The following is a 20,800-nucleotide window of genomic DNA, read 5'->3' as shown; positions in this document are numbered from 1 at the left end:
GATAGCATGATGGAACTGAAGAAAAATCCCCTCTTTAACCCGGAGGGCGACCTTGATGTGCGCCTGCGGCGCATGATCGGCGGCAATACCACCAACCTCAACGACTTCAACAATATGAAGTACGCTTGGGTCAGCGACTGGTACCGGCAGGCCATGAACAACTTTTGGATCCCTGAGGAGATCAATCTCTCGAAGGATGTGAAGGACTATCCCCGCCTGCTGTCAGCCGAGCGCAGCGCCTACGATAAAATTCTGAGTTTTCTTGTCTTTTTGGATTCCATTCAGACAGCGAACCTGCCTAATATCGGCGCCTACATTACAGCCAACGAGGTCAATCTCTGCCTGTCCATTCAGGCGTTTCAGGAGTGTGTCCACTCACAGAGCTACAGCTATATGCTCGACACCATCTGTTCCCCCGTGGAGCGCAATGACATCCTCTATCAATGGAAAACGGACGAGCATCTGCTGCGCCGCAACACCTTCATTGGGGACTGCTACAACGAGTTTCAGGAGCGGAAGGACGCTCCCACGCTGCTGCGCGTGATGATGGCGAACTATATTTTGGAGGGCATCTATTTTTACAGCGGCTTTATGTTCTTCTACAATCTCTCCCGAAACGGGAAGATGCCCGGCTCGGCGCAGGAGATCCGCTATATAAACCGCGACGAGAACACGCACTTGTGGCTGTTCCGCAATATCATCACGGAGCTGCAAAAGGAGCAGCCGGAGTTGTTCACCGCCGAGAGCGTACAAGCGCTGCGCGAGATGATGCGTGAGGGCGTGGAGCAGGAGATCGCATGGGGGCATTATGTGATCGGCGACGACATCCCGGGGTTGAACCGGCAGATGATCAGCGATTACATCCGCTATCTCGGCAATCTTCGCTGGACGAGCCTTGGCTATCCGGCATTGTATCCGGGCTTTGAGAGCGAACCGGAGAGCATGGAATGGGTCAGCCAGTACGCTGACGCCAATATGGTCAAGACCGATTTCTTTGAGGCACGCAGTACCGCCTACGCCAAGAGCACCGCACTGATAGACGATTTATAAGAAAACCAAAGACATCAGAATAGGAGGTATTTTTTATATGGATATCCGAACGGTAACAGATGCCATCCGCTATGTAGGGGTGGATGATAACACATTGGCACTCTTTGAAAACCAGTACCCCGTCCAGCCTATGGGAGTGAGCTACAACTCCTATGTCATTCTGGACGAGAAAATCGCCGTGATGGACAGCGTGGACGCACGGGCGGCGGAGGAATGGCTTTCCAATGTAGCGCAGGTGTTGGGGGGGCGCAACCCCGATTATCTTGTGGTCACACACATGGAGCCGGATCATTCCGGCAGCCTCATGCGGATAGCACAAGAGTACCCGGAGATGAAGATCGTGGGAAACGCGAAAACATTTACCCTGATCAAGCAGTTCTTTGGCACGGGTGCATTGTCGGAAGACCGTATGCTGGAGGTTGGCGAGGGCAGCACGATCTCTCTGGGCTCACACCGGCTGCGCTTCCTGCTGGCACCGATGGTACACTGGCCGGAGGTGATGACGGCGTATGAGGAAACGGAAAAAATCCTGTTCTCGGCGGATGCCTTCGGACGCTTTGGCTCACTGGAACGGACTGCCCGTGCCCCCTGGGTGCCGCAGGCCCGACGGTATTATTACAATATTATCGGGAAATATGGCGCACAGGTGCAGGCTCTGCTGAAAAAGACCTCCGCGCTGGAGATCCAAACGATCTGCCCGCTCCATGGTCCCGTGCTTACAGAAGGGCTGGAGGAGTGTCTGCGGCTCTATGATCTCTGGTCACAATGGGAACCAGAAGAATCGGAGAGCATACTGATTGCCCACGCATCCATCCATGGAAATACTGCCCATGCGGCGAAGACCCTCAAGGGTAAATTAGAGAAAAAAGGCGTGCAGGTCAGCATATGTGATCTCACTGTGACAGATCTTTCCTACGCTGTTGCCAGTGCGTTCTACTGCGGGAAACTGGTGTTGGCCTGCTCCACTTATGACGGAGGACTGTTCCCGCCCATGAAGGCCTTTTTGGATCATTTACAGACAAAGGGATTCCGAAACCGCCGGATCGGCCTCATGGAAAACGGCTCATGGGCCCCTGCTGCCGCGCGTCTGATGCGCGCCGAGTTGGAAAAGATGAAGGAACTCCGACTGTGTGAAACGGAGGTATCGCTGCGCGGCGCACTGAACCAAACCAGCGAAGCGCAGATGGACGCTCTTGTGGCGGAGCTCTGCGCGGAATAAGCTGCAACAAACCGCAGCTATTCTCGTACAGATGATGGTCTTACTCATCTGCTTTATGTCCCAAGGGCAGAGTACCGTCATCTCAGGTTGAGGTCACGATGTGGTGTGGGGCGAGAACGGAGTCTTGAGAATACCCAAACAAAAGAAAGGAGCTGACAGATATGGCAGCTATGAATATGAATCAGGAGCAGTTTGAGCAGGCGACCCGGGGCGAAAAGCCCGTTTTGGTGGATTTCTGGGCGCCCTGGTGCGGCTATTGCCGGAGGATCGGCCCTGCGTATGAGAAGATTGGAGAGGAATACGCGGACAGCCTCGTTGTCAGCAAGATCAATATTGACGAGGAGCCGCGGCTGGCGGGGGCCGAGGGGATCGAGGTCATCCCAACTCTGGTGCTGTACCGGAACGGAAAGGCCGTGGATTCCATCACCGCGCCCGGCTCAAAGGCAGAGATCGACCGCTTCATTCAGGAAGCCTTGGCGAAATAACGGAGGATTCAGATATGAACAACAATCATGTTTATGATATGCTCGTGGTGGGCGGCGGCCCGGGCGGCTACACCGCCGCCCTGTACGCGGCCCGGGCGGGGCTGGACACCGTCGTGCTGGAAAAGCTGTCTGCTGGCGGGCAGATGGCCCTGACCGAGCAGATCGACAACTACCCCGGCTTTGAGAACGGGATCGACGGCTTCTCTCTGGCGGAGAAGATGCAAAAGCAGGCGGAGCGTTTTGGGGCACGCAGCGAATACGCGGAAGTTCTCCGCATGGATCTGACGGCGGTTCCCAAGCTCGTGGAGACCAGCGAGGGGATCTTCCGGGGGAAAACCGTGGTGCTGGCCACCGGCGCAGACCCCAGAACGCTGGGCGTTGCCGGAGAGACGGAGCTGTTGGGCCGGGGCGTGGCCTACTGCGCCGCCTGCGATGGGATGTTTTACAAGGACAAAACGGTGGTCGTGGTGGGCGGCGGCAATTCCGCCGCGGCAGATGCCCTCCTTCTCAGCCGCGTGGCGAAAAAGGTGATCCTCGTCCACCGCAGAGACACCCTGCGGGCCACCAAGATCTATCACGAGCCACTGGAACAGGCCGAAAATGTGGAATTCCGCTGGAACAGCACCGTTTCCGCGCTGCTTTCCGGGGACAGGCTGACCGGCGTACGCCTGCGGGACACCGTCACCGGTGAGGAAAGCGTGGTGGACTGCGACGGCGTATTTGTCAGCGTGGGTCGACAGCCCGCCACGGCGCTGGCGGTGGGTCAACTGGCGCTGGACGGCGGCGGCTATATCGTGGCCGGAGAGACCACGGAAACCAGTATTCCCGGCGTTTACGCCGTGGGCGACGTGCGGACGAAGCCCCTCCGTCAGGTGGTCACCGCCGTGGCGGACGGCGCGGTGGCAGTCCACATGGCGGAGAAATATATCGCGGAAAACCGATAAGGAAGGTAGATTGAAAAAGCCATGTTTAAGGTCAGGCCGGATACGACCGCAGTGGGGATGCCGACATATCTGCAAGGAAAACTGCCAGAGTGATGGCAGATAAGATCACCCATGTAAGATCGGGAGATATGTTGTCTCTCCATATCCAGTCCACGCAACAGTGAGCAACTGAACACAAAACACAGCCACAGATGTACTCTGCGGCTGTGCTTTTATGCATAGTACTTACGGAAAGGATTCGATGAGCAGATTTCTGTGATACGGATTTTGGATTCTCGCAGAGAGGAATTTCGATTGAGTAAAGCATATGAGCAGAAAATTGACGTGGTAAATGTCATTACTGCTCCAGAAATTGAAATGCTGATTATTCATGCAGAAGGAGCATATGATCAGTTTAAGCGTTCTGGAAAAAAACAAGCGAATTTTGTAAAAGAAATCTTCGGATGCATGATGTGAAGTCGTATGAGATAGAATCGTCTTCGATGCCTCGTTGGGAAACCAACGAGGTATTTTTTTTGCCCCAATCCGACTGCATAGGACACTGAAAAAATCAAAACAAACCATATGTAGTCCTGCAAGGACAACCAAAGTGCGCCTACGAGGCCAACGCGAAACCGGAGGATTCTTGTTAAACTTACTTTGTAAGGACGAAAGTCCGGATGTCCCTTGAAAACTGAATACTCATTCTTCAGGTACATTCCTGTTTGGTCGAGCCATCGACTGCACGCCATGAAGCCCATCGGGGCGATAGCGGTTTCGCAGAAGCAAATGCCGGATTGCAACCGGCGGCGGTGCTAAAGCCAGACAGGGACAATGATACTTCCGTAATTCGCGGTCCGGCCATAAGGAAGGCGGGATGGTTAAATTCCAATGGAGCAGTGAAGCACACTGCCGCCTGTGAGAAATCCTACATCTCTGGGGTGATAAGAAAAAGTACAGAGAAACCATATTTTCAGAAAGCACTGCTGGGTGCTGTATCAGCATGATACCTGGCAGGCTTGTTCTTCCAGTTTTGGTAATGGCACAACCCGTCTAAGTGTATCTGATACGGATATTCTTAAACGAATTTCCATAATACCCTTGGCATATTTCCGCAGCTCTTTCTGAAAACCTACAGTGCTAAAGATGTAACTAATAAACCTTAAATCAGCATCTTCTGTTTCCTTGAAAACATAATAGACAGGGCTAACACATCCGAAATAATGGGATATGCCAACTGATCCGATTATGACATTCATACTGTTTCTCTTGATGATGTTGTCAAAATCGAATTTGGACAGAACATCCTGGACATTGGGAGAGAACCCAGCCAGATAGTCCCGGAAGTTGGCTTCGATGTTATCCGGGTCAGCCAGCAGCTTTTCAAATGTGAACTTGCTGGTATTGTAGAACTGATAACCGGAAGCCTTGGTCAGAAAGCCATCAATGACGGCCAGCTTCTTGACCTTTTCATACTGTGCCAAGACTGCTTCGTGGGTGGGAAGCAGACAGTCGTGGAAACGTTTAACCACGGTCATAGGAAGGATTACAAGTCCGTACTCATGGGGCTTAAAGGGGCCACGGAGCATATCTGCCACATTCCAGATCATCGTTGCTTTTTCTGCAATATTTACTCCTACCGCTTGGATTTTATCGTTAGACATCGTGTGTACCTCGATTCGTATTTTCTTTATGCACTGGCCTGGGTGCCTTCAAGTGGCTCCAGACCAATTATGAAGTCGGTAAGCAAAATAGCATTCAGAGAAGCTTTTTTGCTCGGATAGCTGTGATACCAGCTGTGAGAAACGCCATGCCGGTTCGGCACACCATCAACCACATCATCAACCTTATTGCACTGAGAAACAATGAAGGTATTAAAATAATCGCTGAAGATCTTGTCGTAGTCGTTTGCCTCGATCAGATCTTCCAGTTCTTTTTTAGTGATCGCCATCCTTTGCCGGTGACGATCCTGCATGGTAGCATTGTTTGCCTTTATGTAGATTAAGCCCTCCCACATAGTTGCCAAGCTGGAAATACACAGGGCATATTCACCACGGAGATGTGCTTCAAGAGCCTGTCCCAGAATTCGTTTGATATGTGGTTCTAAATCAGATTCTCTCCATATTCGCTTGATGAATTTGATTTCATTCTTGTCGTAATAGTCGAGAATGACCTTGTCGATACGCTTTTCTCGTCGCTTACTTGCACCTCGGCTTGTTGCCAGGATGTCCGATATTTCCGCTGTCATGGTAATATCCGCTGCCCAGCCAGCGTAGGGGAACCATTTGCATTCATACATAGCCGTCAAGTACGCTTGATTGAACTTCTTGTATCTCCCAAGAATATCCGGTTCCAGTGCAAGATTCTCCAACACAGAGCGCATTGGAGAGATGTCAATGCTCTGAAGCCAATCCATCACAGGCGAATGAATTGTCGCTGTAAGTGCAGACCCAAAGGAGCTTATAATTCCATGAACAGAATCCGCAAGTAGTTTTACCGCACTATTATTGAAAGACTGGAGCATCGCCGTCATCCCTAAATTGGCTTGTTCAAGCAGCGGATTCTTGAAAGTATAGTTGGGGACATTAGCGACTATTGCAAGTTCTCCTAAAGTCTGGATGGTACTACTGTGTTGTAGGGCATCTATTGCAGTACCTACGCTGGTAGCCAACTTCATAGCTTTACTCTGTTCAGCAATCGCTTTCATAGCTGGCGAAGGTTCTGAAATTGCATCCAACGCAAGCGTCGGAATCTCAAAATTGGGGATATGTGCAGTAGCACCTTCTGCGATTCGCTTGAGTTTTTCCTCTTGCTCCAGAATGGGCGCTAAACTATCTGCTATTTTTTTGCTGGCTTCCATACTTTCCAGCAACTGATCAGAAATAGGGTTATGTTCAAAATCTTTGATCGGGTGCTTATTTCGTTCATACATCAGGATAGTTGCGGGTACAACATCTATTTGCTCTGCAAGCTGTCTGGTAGTCAGAGACTTTCTCTGTCTGTAATACCTCAGATTGTCACCGGGCAGATTACTTGTGGGCTTTTCCTCAAAAGGTATCGTGACCTGGGGCAAAAGCCTTTCTTGGTAAAATTGACACAACGATGTGTGATTGAAAATACCATTGCAAAGACGAATTATCATATTCATCTGGTATTTAGTGAACGGAAAATGTTGGAACAACCCGAAGTAAAGGTTGCTACCCGAAATATGTTTTATGATGAGCAGGGAAAGCATAGACGCACAAAGAAAGAGGTTTTAGACGAGAATGAGTGATATACAAGCATGTGCAAGGGAGATTGTGAATAAAGAAATGATTTATCAATAAGGAAGATGATATGGTGGAAAGCAAGTCTGAAAATGGCTTGCTTTTTACTTTAAAATGATGTTAAGTGATGATAAAGAAAATTGAATTTCCCAAAGAAATTAAAAATAATCGGATTTTATGTTTTACATAAATTTAACACACTTTTGCTTTTTTCGAATTGATTATGTTAGGTCTTTTTGTTATACTGTACTACAATACTATTTGAGAGGAGGAATATTTAACATGGACGAAAGTGATAATGATTCTGAAGCGAACCAATTCAATAGAATTTTTATTTATATATCGCAAGGCATGGACTATGTATTCGGAACATAGACCATGTCTTTTGTTGCTTTTAAGTAAGTGTGATATTTAGATAATTTTATTGTAGAAAGGTTTTATTTATGAGTACATCAATTTTTATTCTTTTAGTAGTGCAGATTATTTTAATTATATTAAACGCGATTTTTGCGAGTGCAGAGATCGCTGTTTTATCAATGAATGAAACAAAGCTAGAACGAATGGCAGAACAAGGTAATGGTCGGGCAAAGAGATTAGTACGATTAACGCAAGAGCCGGCACGATTTCTTGCGACAATTCAGGTTGCAATCACATTGTCGGGATTTTTAGGAAGTGCTTTTGCAGCAGATAATTTCTCAGAACCTTTAGTTGATTGGGTTGTTGGGATGGGTGTGAATATTCCACGTTCTACTTTAGATACCATAGCTGTTATATTGATTACATTGATTTTATCATATTTCACGTTGGTTTTTGGCGAATTAGTTCCAAAGAGAATCGCAATGAAAAAATCTGAAGAACTGGCAATGGGGATTTCAGGATTGGTTACGGGAATCTCTATCCTATTTAAGCCAATCGTTTCATTTCTTTCAATATCAACAAATATTGTCTTGAGGATTTGTGGTATTGATCCAAATGAAGCGGAAGATCAAGTAGGTGAAGAAGAAATACGTATGCTTGTTGATGCGGGAAGTGAAAAAGGAACAATAGATCATCAAGAAAAAGAGTTTATTCAAAATGTTTTTGAATTTAATGATATTATGGCTGGTACGATTGCTACACATCGAACAGATGTGACAATATTATGGATGTCTGATGATGTGAAGGAGTGGGATGAAACGATCCACAATACACGACATACCCTTTATCCCGTCTGTGGAGATTCGATAGATCATGTTATTGGTATTTTAAATGCAAAAGACTATTTTAGATTAAAAGAAAAAAGTAAGGATATGGTTATAGATTCTGCAATTTCTGCACCATACTTTGTTATGGAAACTACAAAAGCAGATGTGCTTTTTAAAAATATGAAACAATCGAAGCAATCTATGGCGATTGTATTAGATGAGCATGGTGGAGTGGTTGGAATAGTAACTCTTTTTGATTTATTAGAAGAAATTGTTGGCGATTTAAACGATATTGAACCAATATCGTCGGAAGAAGAAACTGTTATTATAAGAATAAGCGATAACAAGTGGGAAGTGAAAGGAAATATACGATTAAGTGATATTGAAGACGCTATAGGTGTTACATTTACAGCAGAAGATTGTGACACATTTACTGGATTTGTATTTCAAAAATTTGGTATGGTACCAAAGGATGGGGATACAAAAATAGAATTAGAAATAGAAAATATGCATATAATCATTGACAAAATAAAAGAACATCAAGTTGAACATGCAATTATAGAAATTTTAGAATAAAATTTTGAAATGCATTTGAAAATTATTTTAGAAACAAGGGGATATATCAGAAGAGTACATATACATTTTCAAATACAACAGGGATAGAATGATGTTGCGATAAAAAAGAGGGAGACACACATTTGTTTAATCCATGAAGTCCAATTTTGCCGTTGACGGACGAACACATGCAGAGTACCGCAAGACCAAATCGGAAATGCAGTATTGGCTTGTGGCGCAGAAGATTATGCAGGAAAACCTGAAAGAGGACGAGCAGAAAAAGAGCAGCTGCATGAGCAGGAAGTGCGGCAGGAAGAAGAAAATAGACAAAGCAGTCGATGATGGAATGTCCGGTGCAGTGTGGGTGTAATGCTCATGCTGCACCGGGCTTTTTTCTTTGAAAATGATTTTTTATAATGTTGATCTTTGACTGCTCTTAACTCAAATATTGTATCTTAACTCAAAAAAAGTTATAATACAGAAAAAGAGTTAAGAATGCAGGTGATGACATGGAATATCTCGATAAAGTTCTTGGAGTCAAGGTTACCTATGAGGACGTAGAGTTTAAGCACGGAGTGACTGTCTTGGATGCGGCATATTTGATTCCATTTAAGGCAAAAGCATGGATGGATTTGACAGATCGTAAGGCCGCAGGAGAACATGTTGATAGCAAAAATATTAAGAAACATAACAGTATTTTGCGAACTCATTCCTCGAACAGATACAGAAGATATCCGTAACCCTCTGCTTTCATCTTTGCGTAAGGCACAAAGCGCAGGACCGCACTGTTGATGCAGTAGCGCACGCCATTGGGGGACTCCGGCTCGCCGGTGAACACATGACCAAGGTGAGAATCTCCGGCACGGCTTCTGACCTCTGTACGGCGCTTGCCGTGGCTCAGATCCTCCAGTTCCACCACGGCAGGCTCTTCAATGGGCTTTGTGAAAGCCGCTCAGCAGCAGTACCGCGGTGAGCAGAAGCGGCAATACTCTCCGATACATGGTGTATCCCTCCTTTCGGAGAAGATAAATTCGTTTGTCAGCCCATATCGGCGGCAAGAGCCTGGTCGATGAGTTTTTGCAGAGTCTCCGCCTGCTTCTTTTCCGTGATGGCGCCTACGATGGGTTCACCCACGATATTGCCGCTGCGGTCGACCACATAGGTGGTGGGATAGGCAAAGATGTTGGTGGTAAACTTTCCCGCCTCACCGTCGGAGTCAAAATACACATTCTGATAGGTGGCGCCCTTCTTGGCAAGCACATCCTTCGCCTCGGAAATTGCCGTTTCGTCGCCGTCCAGCGTGAAGGTGTTGACGCCGATGAGGGAGCCGCCCTTCTCCGCCAGTTCCTTGTTCAGCGCATCCAGCTCGGAAAGCTCGCCTACGCAGGGATTGCAGGTGGTGAACCAGAAATTCACCACGGTGACGGCGTTGGCGGAGAACAGCTCGTCGCTCTTCACCGTGTTGCCATCCAGGTCCTTGCCCTCAAAGACGGGGAATTTCTGCATACTGCCGTCATCAGGCGGCGTGGTCATGTCGCTGTCCGCGGGCACGCTCATAGCGCCATCCGTAGATTGCTGTGCCGCCTCGGGGTACTTTTTCTCTATCATGGTCAGCTTGTTTTCAATCTCGCGGATCTTCTCTGCCGCCTCCTTGAGCAGCTTCAGCTCATCCTCCGTAAACTGATCTTTGGAACCTTCGATGGTGTCCAACAAGAACTCACCATAGTTTTTGCCGTCCTCCTGCATGGTCATGCCCTTGTCGGCCGCTATGAAAACTTTTTCCCAAAGCGCTGTGTTCTCCGAGAGAATGGCATTTTCCTGCGCCATCAGCTCCTTGTGCATGGCAACCGCTTCCTCGGCATTCTTCGGTTCGCTACTCATTCCGTCCATTTTGTCTCCGCCCTTTGTGGCGCAGGCTGCCAGAGAGAGCACCATCAGTGCAGTAAGCAGCAGAGCCAGAATTCTGCCGGCAGTATTCGTCCTATTCATCTTCATTCGTTTTATTCCTCCCTGTTAGTGTTGTTTGTCTGTAGTGTTTCCGCTGCTTTTGCCTTATCTTTACCGTCTCCGAAGCCGTAGCGGAAGCACACGGCTTTCGTCGGACAGGCGCGGATGCACATTCCGCAGCGGATGCACTCGGTATGGTTGGGCGTTTTCGTCACATCCACATCCATCTTGCAGGCTCTGGCGCATTTCCCGCAGGAAACGCACTTATTCTTATCCACCTTCATCTGGAAGAGGGACACCCGGTTGAACAGCGCGTAGAACGCGCCCAGCGGGCAGAGCCACTTGCAGAACGGTCGGTAGAACAGTACGCTCAGCGCAATCACCGACAGCAGGATGCTGAATTTCCATGTAAACAGCTTGCCCAGCGCCGCCCGGATGCCGGAATTGGCAAGGGACAGCGGGATGGCTCCCTCCAGCACGCCTTGGGGGCAGAGGTATTTGCAGAAGAACGGGTCTCCCATGCCAACATCGTTCACAAGGAATGCCGGTAGCAGGAAAACCATCACCAGCAGGACAGCGTATTTCAGGTATGTCAGCAGTTTCAGCCTCTTTGTGGAAAGCTTCTTAGTGGGGATTTTGTGCAGCAGCTCCTGAAACCAGCCGAAGGGGCATAGAAAGCCGCAGATAAAGCGCCCCAGCAGCACGCCCAGCAGAATGAGGAAGCCTATGATATAGTAGGAGAAGCTGAACTTGGAAGACCCCACCACCGCCTGAAACGCCCCAATGGGGCAGGCCCCGGACGCCGACGGACAGGAGTAGCAGTTCAGCCCCGGCACGCAGACGGTCTTCCCCGCCCCCTGATACAGTCCGCCCTTGAGAAAGTTCGGCAGATGCAGGTTGGTCAGCAGCGTCGCCCCCGCCTGAATCCAGCCCCGGAAGCGGGACATGGTCTGTGAAACGCCTGAAAACTTTTTACCCAATGCCCACACACTCCAGACATAATTTGATTGCTTTGCTCAGCACTGTCGCCGCCTCGCCCCGCCAGACACCGAAGCACAGCATGGCGGCTCCGGCCATCAGCAGCGCGATCTGCGCCGCTGCCTTTTTCTCGCAACTCATTTTTCATCACCCTTTCCGATTTTCTGTCCCCATCATAGCGCGGGAGAGTTAAAGTCTCTGTTAAGAACGAAAACTTAACACAAACCTTATCTGTTTTTGCTATAATGAAAGCAACACAAAAACGAAGAAATAAAAAGGAGGGCTCTCATGCACCTTTTAGTAATTGAAGATGAACGCGCCCTGTGCGAGACCATCGTCCGCAGCCTGCGGCGGCTGGCCTACAGCGTGGACTACTGCTATGACGGGGAAAAAGCGCTGGCGCTTCTGGGCGTGGAACGATACGATCTGGTGCTTCTTGATCTGAATCTGCCGAAAAAGGACGGCATGACGGTGCTGCGCACCCTGCGGCAGACCGACCGGGAGACGCGGGTGCTGATCCTCTCCGCCCGCAGCGAAGTGGAGGACAAGGTGCAGGGGCTGGACGCCGGGGCGAACGACTATCTGGCGAAGCCCTTCCACCTTGCCGAGCTGGAGGCCCGCATCCGCAGCCTGACATTGCGGCAGTTCACCCAGCAGGATGTGCTGCTAAGCTGCGGAGACCTGACCTTTGACACCCGTTCCCGTACCGCCACCGTCAACGGGCAGACGCTGACGCTCACCCGGAAGGAAACAGGAATCCTGGAATACCTGATGGTGCATCAAGGAAGGCCAGTAAGTCAGGAGGAGCTGATGGATCACGTTTGGGACAATAGCGTGGACAGCTTCAGCAATTCCATTCGCGTCCACATCTCCGCCCTGCGCAAAAAGCTCCGCACCGTGCTGGGCTATGACCCCATCCGCAACCGCATCGGCGAGGGCTATCTGATGGGAGGTGAGGAGGAATGAAGCGGCTTTCCCTGCAGTGGCGCATCACGTTGATGTCCGTCCTGCTCATCGGTGTCACCTGCGTGGCCATGAATCTGCTGCTGTGCTCCTCCGGTGTGTATTATATGGACACCATTGCGGACAACTTACAAGGCGGCGGCACGGTGATCCTGAATGATGGCGGAGCGGCGAGCTTTGACCCACAGCTCATAGCCCCTGACGAGGATCTGACGATCATTGTCGATGGGGTGCAGGGGCGCTTCCGCACCACCAACTGGTACATCACGGCGGCGATAACGCTGCTCAGCGGCATCCTCGCCTATTTCGTCAGCGGACGCGCTCTCAAGCCCCTGCGCAGCTTTACCTCGCAGGTGGAGCAGGTGCAGCTGAACAATCTTGCCGATATGAGGATCGATGAAGACGCTATTTCGGAGTTCCGGCAGCTGAGCCGCTCGTTCAACCAGATGCTGGAGCGGCTGAACAACGCCTTTTCCGCTCAGCGGCAGTTCACCGGCAACGCCGCCCACGAGCTGCGCACGCCACTGGCACTAATGCAGGCGCAGTTGGAGCTGTTTTCCGCGGAGCATCCTGATGTGCGACCGGAGACGGCGGAGTTCCTCACGCTTTTGCGTGAGCAGACGGAACGGCTGATACAGATGACCAGGACACTGCTGGAGATGAGCAATCTGCAGCAGGTGGCGCGGAACGAGCGGATCCAGCTCGCTCCCATGATCGAGGAGATCTTCACAGATCTTGCGCCGCTCTCAGATAAGCTCGGCGTCACGCTGACGGCGGAGGGCGACGGCATTATGACCGGCAGCGATGCACTGATTTACCGGCTGATCTTCAACCTGACGGAGAATGCTGTCAAGTACAACCGGCCGGGCGGCTCGGTACGGGTTTCTGTCACTCAGGAGTTGGAAAAGCTCCTGCTCCGCGTCTCCGACACCGGCTGCGGCATCCCGGAGGTGTATCAGCGCAGTATTTTCCAGCCCTTCTTCCGGGTGGACAAGTCTCGCAGCCGGGAATACGGTGGCGCAGGACTGGGGCTCTCACTGGTATGGGAGATCGCCGACCTCCACGGCGGCTCCGTTTGGGTGGAGAAAAGTTCGGAGAAGGGCACTACCATTGCGGTGGGGTTGCCAACGCAACAATCAACGAAGCCCTAAAACACTTTTATTCGTTTTTCGCTGCTTCGCTTGCCGCCCTGCGGCGTCCCTCTCCGTATTTTCACGCTCCAATTCCGCCGCACGGAGCTTGCTGTGGACAGACTTATAATCAGAAATTTCCTGTTTCAAACTGTCAATCTCAGCCTTGAGCTTTGCAATTAGCTTGTTTGCCGCATCCACCGCCTTTTGCAGTTTGGATTCCTTTTTCTCTGCTGTAACGTACTTCTTTGCCAGAGTGGAAAGTCGGTCAAAGTCCTCACGCTCCACGGCAACCATGCTCGTCCAGCGCGGGCTTGGAATCCCACTTTTTGCTCATGCTGACCTGATGTATTTAAATAACCCTATTAACACAATTTTATTAGGCGCAGTATAACTGCTGACGGCGTAGAATCTTGGTGGCTAACTTGGTGGATACCTTGATGGGTGTCATCCTCTAAGTTATCATGGGTTTTGAAGAAGCATTTTATGAGAAAAAGAATCTGGATCCAAAGATGCGGGCATTGCTTAATTCACTGGCGAAAACAGATCATACCTTGGCAAATAAAATAGAAGCTCCACTTGCGATTTAAAAAAAATCCTGTTCAATATATGAATATGAGCAGGATTTTTCTATTTACAACGATATTTTTTACAATATTTCCTTCGATTATCCGGAAAATTTTTCACTGTAATGACTTTTCATATCCTCCCAGTCCATGAACAATACATAAAATACTTTGCCATATTGCTGGCTCTCAACAATTCTCCCATGGTCAAGCACAGACAGATACGATCCATCCGCTCTTCGTAAATGAAAGTGGATATAGTCATTTCCATTGCCATTATCAATCTGTTTCCAAATGCTTGCTTCTATCTTCTTCTTCTCATCTTCCCGTATCAGGTTGCTGAAACTTTTCTTTGTAAGTCTGAATAGTTCATCCATATCTTTATATCCGGCCATATGAAGAAACTCCTGATTTGCATAAAAGAGTTCATCATCTTCTTTGTCTGCTCTGTATATGATAAATGCTCCTGGAAGGTGCTCGGAGATATCCCTAAATGCAAATCCCAGTTGTTTACGAACCCTTAATTCAAGTCCTTCCCTATAAGCCATGCAGCCATTTTTTCCATGAAGTTTTATTTCGTAAAGGGCTGCATCTGCACAGCGCATAAGCTGTGAACGGTTAGACGCAAATGTCGGATATTCCGAATATCCAAGAGAAATATAAAATGGATATTCTTTTCCCTTATATGAAAATGTCTTTGGAGCCATAGTGAATTGCTGTAGCTTCTCTTTTACATCCTCGTAGGAATAATTTTTTAAAAGAATACAGAACTCATCTCCACCATTTCTTCCTAGTAACGCATCAGACGGGAAAAAAGCTTTCATACTGTCTGCCAGACTCCTTAATGCTTTGTCTCCGTAAACATGTCCATAGATATCATTAATAAATTTAAAATCATCAATATCAAGGAGTACAGCCACAAATTTCGCTTTCGGATTTTTATTAATCATCTTTTCTGCCAGTTCATCGAATCCATAGCGATTGTAAATACCTGTAAGAGAATCTGTGTGTGCCAGTATTTGAAATTTGTTTTTATTTTCTTTTGATACCAGCCACATCCGGGTAAGAGTTACCAAAAGCATGGTAATCGCAATAAAGAAAACACTGATTACTGCTATTAATGTATTGTTTCCCCAGCCATTTTCAGGCATTACTTCAAACTTCCAGTTCTCCGTTCCTATCGTAAAGTCATAGGAAACAGGATTCGTTAATTGACGATCTGACTGATAAATAATTTTATAATTATCACTCCATGGATTATCCGTTTTGGAAAGACTATATTCATATCCAAATTTCGAAAGCGCACTTGTCGCATCTGAAAAAATATCCGGAACACGAAGGATAACAATGGTAAATCCCCAAAAATATTCCTGCCCGTTTTCATCTTTCAGATAAATAGGATTGCGGACAGCAATTCCATATCCACCCTGTTTCAATTCAAAAGGTCCCTGTGTAACGATTGTATGATGATCTCTTGCATATATGGAAATTTCACCACGTTCTTTATCATGAATCAGATCAATCTTACCTGCCTCATTTCCATCGGCCGGATAAATATCCGTTACAATACCAGCCGGAGCAAGCTGTACGCTTTCAACAGAATCCGACATAATATTTTTTGCAATTGTGTCAAATTGATTGATTTCTCCAGTTCCGCTGATCAAAAGCTGTTTCAGAACATCTGTAATCTCTATTCCATTTATAATCTCATTCTCTATACGTTCTCCATAGGTTGTTGCATTTAATTGTGCTGTTGTGCGGCTCTGCTCTTTTTCATGAGTATCTGTGTTGTATACGACTAAACTAACAAGGCATATGCCCATTAAAAAAACGAGAAGAGGCACAAGTGTCTTTTTTTTCACCTGATTCACCTCGTTTTATCTCAGTCGAGAAGACTCCCACCTCTTCAGGTGGTGAGTAATAGCAAATTTGTCTCAGTGGGAGTTGGGTCTCTGACTGATGTTTTTATAATTAAGCATTATATCACGGAAGTAAAAAAATTGAATAAATTTTGCCCAAAAAGTTATAGAACGTTTTTACATTGTACTGATAACGTTTTCCTTGCGTACAATGGAAAAGAGAAGTAGTGCTCCTAAACAAATAAAAAAAGTACAGTTTGATTGTTGGATTGCTTGTTTTTATGGCATCTTTTCTTTTGGAATTCAACATGGCGGTTACGCTTCTTTATGGATAGCCGACTGAACAAGAATGGCGGAACGCTTATTTTCACTACGCATTATCCGGAACTGCTGGATGAATATGACCGAAATGACGGAATTTGTATTGTAAGAAACCGTAATGGCATTACAGCAGAAAATTTGAGCCATATATTGAAACGTAATGATATTAAAAAGAGTGATGCCTACCAGAGCGGTTTCCTTGAGGGAACAACGCCAGCATATGAAGCGTATATGCGCTTGAAGAAAAGCCTGGCTGCTTCAATCAATTAAGGAGGCAGCAGAATGGAATTAGCAAAATATAAGGCGTGTATATGTGAAGGATCTGCCGAAGAAGCTATTATCGACATACTGGTTGATAATGATCTTCTGATTTTCACAAGAGAAGAAATGTTGGAAGAATGTGTTATCCGTTGCAGAAGTGCTAAACGATTCGAGGAGCGATACTTACGGAAAGGATTTGATGAGCAGATTTCTGTGATACGGATTTTGGATTCTCGCAGAGAGGAATTTCGATTGAGTAAAGCATATGATCAGTTTAAGCGTTCTGGAAAAAAACAAGCGAATTTTGTAAAACAAATCTTCGGATGCATGATGTGAAGTCGTATGATTTTGTGAAGCAGTATTTCAGTAACCCACAGCTCTTGGTGAAAGCCATAAAAGAGTATCGCAGAACAGCAAATATCCCCAAAGGAGAATACAGCTTGTCTGATTTGCTGAGATGAGCTTTGCTTTTTTAATACATTGGCCGTGACTCAAATGGTCACCAGGAGATAAACGGTTACCAGTTTACAGAAAACAGAATAGAATCGTCTTCGATGCCTCGTTGGGAAACCAACGGGGTATTTTTTTGCCCCAATCCGACTGCATAGGACACTAAAAAAGTCAAAACGAACCGTAGGTAGTCCTGCAAGGACAACCAAAGCGCGCCTACGAGGCCAACGCGAAAACGGATGTTCCTTGAAAACTGAATAGCTTATATGCTACCCATATTCGTAGGAGAATATTTCATCATTCTTTATCGTTTAAATATTGAATATACTCGTTTCCCCATATTTCCAACTCCTTCAGTACTTTCCTGAATTTTTCTCCAATATCACTTAATTTGTATTCTACTTTTGGTGGAATCTGCTGATATTCTATGCGTTCAATCAAGCCTTCTTCTTCCAACTTTTTCAGCTGTCTTGATAGCGTTGTATGTGTCATTTCTTCTGGCATTTTTCTTTGTAATTCATTAAACCGGATGGGGCCATCTGTTAACAAATACATAATATACATAGACCATTTACCTGTTAAAACTTTTTGCGAAGTCACATACGGGCAAAGCCCAAATAGATTTTTCTTTTCCATATATACGTTCCTTTCTGATACCAGTATCGTAAAATATCGTACTTGTTTGTTTTCTCCTATGATATATAATTATACGCATAAAAAATAAAAATACAATTTGTTTTCAGGAGGATTTTGAAATGAATGACGTAGTAAAATATTTGCAGGAATGCGGAACTTTTTATCTTGCCACGGTAGAAGGAGACCAGCCACATGTACGCCCATTTGGTGCTGTATGTGAATTTGAAGGAAAACTTTATATTGTAACGAATAATAAAAAAGATGTTTACAACCAGATGAAAGTAAATGGAAAAGTTGAAATGTGTGGAATGAACAAAGGTACTTGGATTCGTGTGAAAGGTGCAGTAAAAGAAGATACTCGCCGTGAAGCTCGTGTAGCCATGATGGAAGCAAATAAAAATGCTCTCCAGTCTATGTATACGGTTGATGACAATTTGATGACGGTATTCGTTTTTGAAAGTGTCATCGCAACTATTTATTCATTCACAGAAGAACCGAAGGTTATCAATCTGTAAAATTTTGAGTAATGTACATTACGGTTTGTCAGACTGGAAATTCCCCGGCTGATGTTTGGCGCTGTGGGCGGCGGCACACATTCTTTATTATCCGGAAGAGTGGTATACGCTGCACATAGACGCACCTGAGGGAGGGACGAAAATGGAAACTGAAAAAGTATATGCCATGCCATTTGCAAAAATATATCCCATGCTGGTGGATGAGCTGGCTAAGGGCAAAGTGATGGAGAAGATCAAGCGGACAAACAAATGAGGGAGGGGAAAGCAGCCTATTACACACCGACAGAGAATGTGGTATAATCCTTGAGGAAACATTGTATGGAAAGGACAAACACGATGAACGCTCTGGATATTATGAAACGCCTTGCCGCCTACGTAAGCGGCTATGAAAACACCCCCACGGAGGAACAGAACCGTGCAAAGCAACTGTGCTGGGAGTACAACCGCACCGCTCCCAACGAACAGGAAAAGCGGCGCAGCATCCTGCAGACCTTGCTGGGCACCTGTTCTCCCATGACCGGCATTCAACCGGATTTCCACTGTGACTATGGCTTCAACATCCATACCCACGGCTTGGCGGTCATCAACTATAACTGTGTCATTCTGGATACCTCTCCGGTAAACATCGGAGCAGGTGTCTTTATTGCCCCCGGCGTATGCCTTGCCTGCTCCGGTCATGCCATCGACCCGGAGCAGCGCAGCCACGGCATTGGAACTTCAGCACCTATTACGCTGGAGGAAAACGTCTGGATCGGTGCAAATTCCACCGTCTGCGGCGGCGTTACCATCGGGGCAGGCTCGGTTATCGGGGCGGGAAGCGTCGTCACCCATGACATTCCCGCCGGTGTCATCGCAGTAGGGGTGCCCTGCAAGGTGATCCGCCCCATTACCGAAAAAGATAAGTTCAAGCCGGAGGATATTCTGTTCTGAGAAATTCAGATCGGAAACGCTGAAAAAACATACGCACAAGCTCTCCGGGGACATTTTTGTTTTTCGCCATGCTTTTCTGCGGGGAGAAGGCATGTTATACTGGGAATGACAATTCGGGATTTTTCATTACAGTGTTTTGCTAAAGGAATCCAATGGAGCTATACCCTGGATTTTTCTGTATTCTCTGGGTGACATTTTGACGATAGACTGAAAAGCGCTTGAAAACTTTCCCTGGGTTTGGTAGCCTACCTGGGAAGCAATATCCGCGATAGTGTCATTTGTTTCCCGTAATAATTTCATAGCCTGACGCACTCGAAATTCCTTCATATAGGTGGCGATAGGCTGACCGTAGACTGCCTTGAATATCTCCTTTAGAGTGGAGGTATTTATCAAATACTGTTTGGAAAGTTCTGCAATCGTAAATCGTTGCTCCAAGTGCTCTGTCAACTGTTGATGAATTTCTTTTATCAATTCGGTTTGCTGGGAAAAGTATTGAGTCAATTCTTTATGCTCCGATTTCATGTTGCTCAAATAAATCAAAATTTCCAGCACCTTCAATTTCAAGAGGGAAATTCGAACGGACACAGGAGCAGAAAAGAGTGGGGCAAAAATATGCTCTAAATCGGAACAAGACGGGATTGCGGATGGCTTTCCGGAGCAAAATCGATTCTGTAACTGGTCTGCTTCCACACCGGCATTCTTTAAAGCTTCCGGGCAAATGGAAGAGAGCTGTTTCAGATCCACGGAAATGGAAATTCCCTCTGAATATCCTAGGGGAAACATCATGGCGGAATCCGCGCAGCAGGCCATACTGTGTGCTGTCACATCACCTGTACCTAAATAGACGGCAGTACCGCCGTGCATATTCCAACCCACGCGACCACTGCGACAATAGTAAATTTCTAAAACAGAATCCGAAGCATCATGCCGAAACTTGACCTCTGAAGCAAGAAAAACATTGAAGGATACCTCTATTCCAGGAAAAGTTTCATATGCCTCCATACACCCTTTTCCAGCGGTAACCGCTCGAAACTGTTCTCCAAAGAGTGTAGTACCCGTTCCACCAGCCCGGCAATGCTTCAAGGCGTGGGTGCCGTTTGGGATCTTTTGAAGTTTTTGAGCGATAACTTTGGATTCTTCTTTTTTCATGGCGTTCCTTTTTGTTTTTCTACTTGCGACGGACAGGCGATTTTTACAAGCCACTCAATCATGTGGTGGAAATTTCGGGCCTGCTCGGTATCAGCTGCTTTATAATAGACCTCTTTTCCGTCCCGGCGGTTAACGATCAGACCCGCTGATTTCAACTGCTTGAGATGGTGAGAAACTGCAGGACTGCTCATATTTACCATGGCTGAAAGATTGATAACACATTCCTCACAGTGGCAAAGCAACCAAAAAATGCGAATACGGCTGCCATCTCCCAGCTGCTTGAAAATATCAGCTACGGTTTGAAAGTTTTCTACGCTGGGCATATATTCCAGTTCATGCTCGATAGTTTGTTCGTGGTCGTGGGGTAAGTGGTTCTGAATCATTTAGCACTCCTCCTTGAAGTCTATCTTATC

Annotated in this window: 24 protein-coding genes and 1 pseudogene; 14 read left to right on the top strand and 11 right to left on the bottom strand. The window is 47.1% G+C overall.

What is annotated here, in order from left to right:
* Positions 1-6 precede the first annotated feature (6 nt).
* The 5 genes from PG862_RS00875 (at position 7) to PG862_RS00855 (ending at position 4,154) form a co-directional block, all read left to right on the top strand.
* The gene (locus PG862_RS00875; protein ID WP_270706210.1) at positions 7-1,050 is read left to right on the top strand and encodes a ribonucleotide-diphosphate reductase subunit beta; all 1,044 of its coding nucleotides are present in this window, start codon (positions 7-9) and stop codon (positions 1,048-1,050) included.
* A gap of 37 nt (positions 1,051-1,087) precedes the next feature.
* Positions 1,088-2,269, top strand: coding sequence for an FprA family A-type flavoprotein (locus PG862_RS00870; protein ID WP_117470959.1), 1,182 nt, complete (start codon positions 1,088-1,090; stop codon positions 2,267-2,269).
* A gap of 161 nt (positions 2,270-2,430) precedes the next feature.
* Entirely contained in the window at positions 2,431-2,754 is a 324-nt protein-coding gene (locus PG862_RS00865; protein ID WP_107000750.1) for a thioredoxin family protein, read from the top strand.
* Positions 2,755-2,768: 14 nt separating this feature from the next.
* Positions 2,769-3,698, top strand: coding sequence for a thioredoxin-disulfide reductase (gene trxB / locus PG862_RS00860; protein WP_118494270.1), 930 nt, complete (start codon positions 2,769-2,771; stop codon positions 3,696-3,698).
* A gap of 294 nt (positions 3,699-3,992) precedes the next feature.
* Positions 3,993-4,154: a hypothetical protein gene (locus PG862_RS00855; RefSeq protein WP_227589447.1), complete on the top strand. Its 162-nt coding sequence runs from the start codon at positions 3,993-3,995 to the stop codon at positions 4,152-4,154.
* A gap of 521 nt (positions 4,155-4,675) precedes the next feature.
* Here the strand turns inward: PG862_RS00855 and PG862_RS14330 are convergent.
* On the bottom strand, positions 4,676-5,341 hold the full coding sequence (locus tag PG862_RS14330; protein ID WP_333491304.1) for a type I restriction-modification system subunit M N-terminal domain-containing protein: 666 nt from the start codon (positions 5,339-5,341) through the stop codon (positions 4,676-4,678).
* A gap of 26 nt (positions 5,342-5,367) precedes the next feature.
* Positions 5,368-6,819 (bottom strand): helix-turn-helix transcriptional regulator, encoded by a 1,452-nt coding sequence (locus PG862_RS00845; protein WP_270706406.1) that lies wholly within the window; start codon positions 6,817-6,819, stop codon positions 5,368-5,370.
* 567 nt (positions 6,820-7,386) lie between these two features.
* Here PG862_RS00845 and PG862_RS00835 point away from each other — a divergent pair.
* Complete coding sequence (locus tag PG862_RS00835) at positions 7,387-8,703, top strand: hemolysin family protein (RefSeq protein WP_107000749.1); 1,317 nt, start codon at positions 7,387-7,389, stop codon at positions 8,701-8,703.
* Between the two features lie 211 nt (positions 8,704-8,914).
* A complete protein-coding gene (locus tag PG862_RS00830) occupies positions 8,915-9,052 on the top strand; it encodes a hypothetical protein (protein ID WP_233430213.1) in 138 nt (45 codons plus the stop codon).
* 336 nt (positions 9,053-9,388) lie between these two features.
* Here the strand turns inward: PG862_RS00830 and PG862_RS00825 are convergent.
* The 4 genes and pseudogenes from PG862_RS00825 to PG862_RS00810 form a co-directional block, all read right to left on the bottom strand.
* Positions 9,389-9,619: pseudogene (locus PG862_RS00825) on the bottom strand (peptide-methionine (R)-S-oxide reductase); the annotation flags it as partial.
* Between the two features lie 101 nt (positions 9,620-9,720).
* Positions 9,721-10,677, bottom strand: a complete 957-nt coding sequence (locus PG862_RS00820; RefSeq protein ID WP_270231193.1) for a TlpA disulfide reductase family protein — start codon at positions 10,675-10,677, stop codon at positions 9,721-9,723.
* Positions 10,678-10,682: 5 nt separating this feature from the next.
* Entirely contained in the window at positions 10,683-11,576 is an 894-nt protein-coding gene (locus PG862_RS00815; RefSeq protein ID WP_182430897.1) for a 4Fe-4S binding protein, read from the bottom strand.
* A gap of 25 nt (positions 11,577-11,601) precedes the next feature.
* Positions 11,602-11,748 carry a CD1871A family CXXC motif-containing protein gene (locus PG862_RS00810; protein WP_182426666.1) on the bottom strand — a complete coding sequence of 49 codons (147 nt, stop codon included), beginning with the start codon at positions 11,746-11,748 and terminating at the stop codon, positions 11,602-11,604.
* Positions 11,749-11,895: 147 nt separating this feature from the next.
* Between PG862_RS00810 and PG862_RS00805 the strand changes: the two genes are divergently transcribed.
* Entirely contained in the window at positions 11,896-12,573 is a 678-nt protein-coding gene (locus tag PG862_RS00805; RefSeq protein WP_118469106.1) for a response regulator transcription factor, read from the top strand.
* On the top strand, positions 12,570-13,721 hold the full coding sequence (locus PG862_RS00800) for a sensor histidine kinase (protein ID WP_118469108.1): 1,152 nt from the start codon (positions 12,570-12,572) through the stop codon (positions 13,719-13,721). The genes PG862_RS00805 and PG862_RS00800 overlap by 4 nt, the downstream gene beginning before the upstream one ends.
* Here PG862_RS00800 and PG862_RS00795 read toward each other — a convergent pair.
* Positions 13,707-13,997 (bottom strand): hypothetical protein, encoded by a 291-nt coding sequence (locus PG862_RS00795; protein WP_182426667.1) that lies wholly within the window; start codon positions 13,995-13,997, stop codon positions 13,707-13,709. The genes PG862_RS00800 and PG862_RS00795 overlap by 15 nt on opposite strands.
* A 370-nt stretch (positions 13,998-14,367) precedes the next feature.
* Positions 14,368-16,128: a diguanylate cyclase domain-containing protein gene (locus tag PG862_RS00790; protein WP_118637961.1), complete on the bottom strand. Its 1,761-nt coding sequence runs from the start codon at positions 16,126-16,128 to the stop codon at positions 14,368-14,370.
* Between the two features lie 324 nt (positions 16,129-16,452).
* Here PG862_RS00790 and PG862_RS00785 point away from each other — a divergent pair, with 324 nt between their 5' ends.
* On the top strand, positions 16,453-16,716 hold the full coding sequence (locus PG862_RS00785) for an AAA family ATPase (RefSeq protein WP_333489792.1): 264 nt from the start codon (positions 16,453-16,455) through the stop codon (positions 16,714-16,716).
* A 12-nt stretch (positions 16,717-16,728) separates the two neighbouring features.
* Positions 16,729-17,043: a hypothetical protein gene (locus tag PG862_RS00780; RefSeq protein ID WP_333563176.1), complete on the top strand. Its 315-nt coding sequence runs from the start codon at positions 16,729-16,731 to the stop codon at positions 17,041-17,043.
* 411 nt (positions 17,044-17,454) lie between these two features.
* Here PG862_RS00780 and PG862_RS00775 read toward each other — a convergent pair whose 3' ends face one another.
* Positions 17,455-17,793 (bottom strand): winged helix-turn-helix transcriptional regulator, encoded by a 339-nt coding sequence (locus tag PG862_RS00775; protein WP_107000743.1) that lies wholly within the window; start codon positions 17,791-17,793, stop codon positions 17,455-17,457.
* Between the two features lie 119 nt (positions 17,794-17,912).
* On the opposite strand from PG862_RS00775, the gene PG862_RS00770 reads away from it, so the two are divergent.
* The 3 genes from PG862_RS00770 (at position 17,913) to PG862_RS00760 (ending at position 19,238) form a co-directional block, all read left to right on the top strand.
* Positions 17,913-18,308, top strand: coding sequence for a pyridoxamine 5'-phosphate oxidase family protein (locus PG862_RS00770; RefSeq protein WP_118481843.1), 396 nt, complete (start codon positions 17,913-17,915; stop codon positions 18,306-18,308).
* A 142-nt stretch (positions 18,309-18,450) separates the two neighbouring features.
* Complete coding sequence (locus PG862_RS00765) at positions 18,451-18,561, top strand: DUF2200 domain-containing protein (protein WP_147353120.1); 111 nt, start codon at positions 18,451-18,453, stop codon at positions 18,559-18,561.
* 83 nt (positions 18,562-18,644) lie between these two features.
* Entirely contained in the window at positions 18,645-19,238 is a 594-nt protein-coding gene (locus PG862_RS00760; RefSeq protein ID WP_118522255.1) for a sugar O-acetyltransferase, read from the top strand.
* A 126-nt stretch (positions 19,239-19,364) separates the two neighbouring features.
* On the opposite strand, the gene PG862_RS00755 is transcribed toward PG862_RS00760, so the two are convergent.
* Positions 19,365-20,387 carry a helix-turn-helix domain-containing protein gene (locus PG862_RS00755; RefSeq protein ID WP_270706208.1) on the bottom strand — a complete coding sequence of 341 codons (1,023 nt, stop codon included), beginning with the start codon at positions 20,385-20,387 and terminating at the stop codon, positions 19,365-19,367.
* Positions 20,384-20,770: an ArsR/SmtB family transcription factor gene (locus tag PG862_RS00750; RefSeq protein WP_270706207.1), complete on the bottom strand. Its 387-nt coding sequence runs from the start codon at positions 20,768-20,770 to the stop codon at positions 20,384-20,386. The genes PG862_RS00755 and PG862_RS00750 overlap by 4 nt, the downstream gene beginning before the upstream one ends.
* Positions 20,771-20,800 lie beyond the last annotated feature (30 nt).

This window comes from Clostridium fessum, from assembly GCF_027698965.1.
Lineage (GTDB): Bacteria > Bacillota > Clostridia > Lachnospirales > Lachnospiraceae > Otoolea > Otoolea fessa.
Note: the sequence above shows the minus strand (reverse complement) of the source record. Positions and strands in the feature narration are given on the sequence as shown.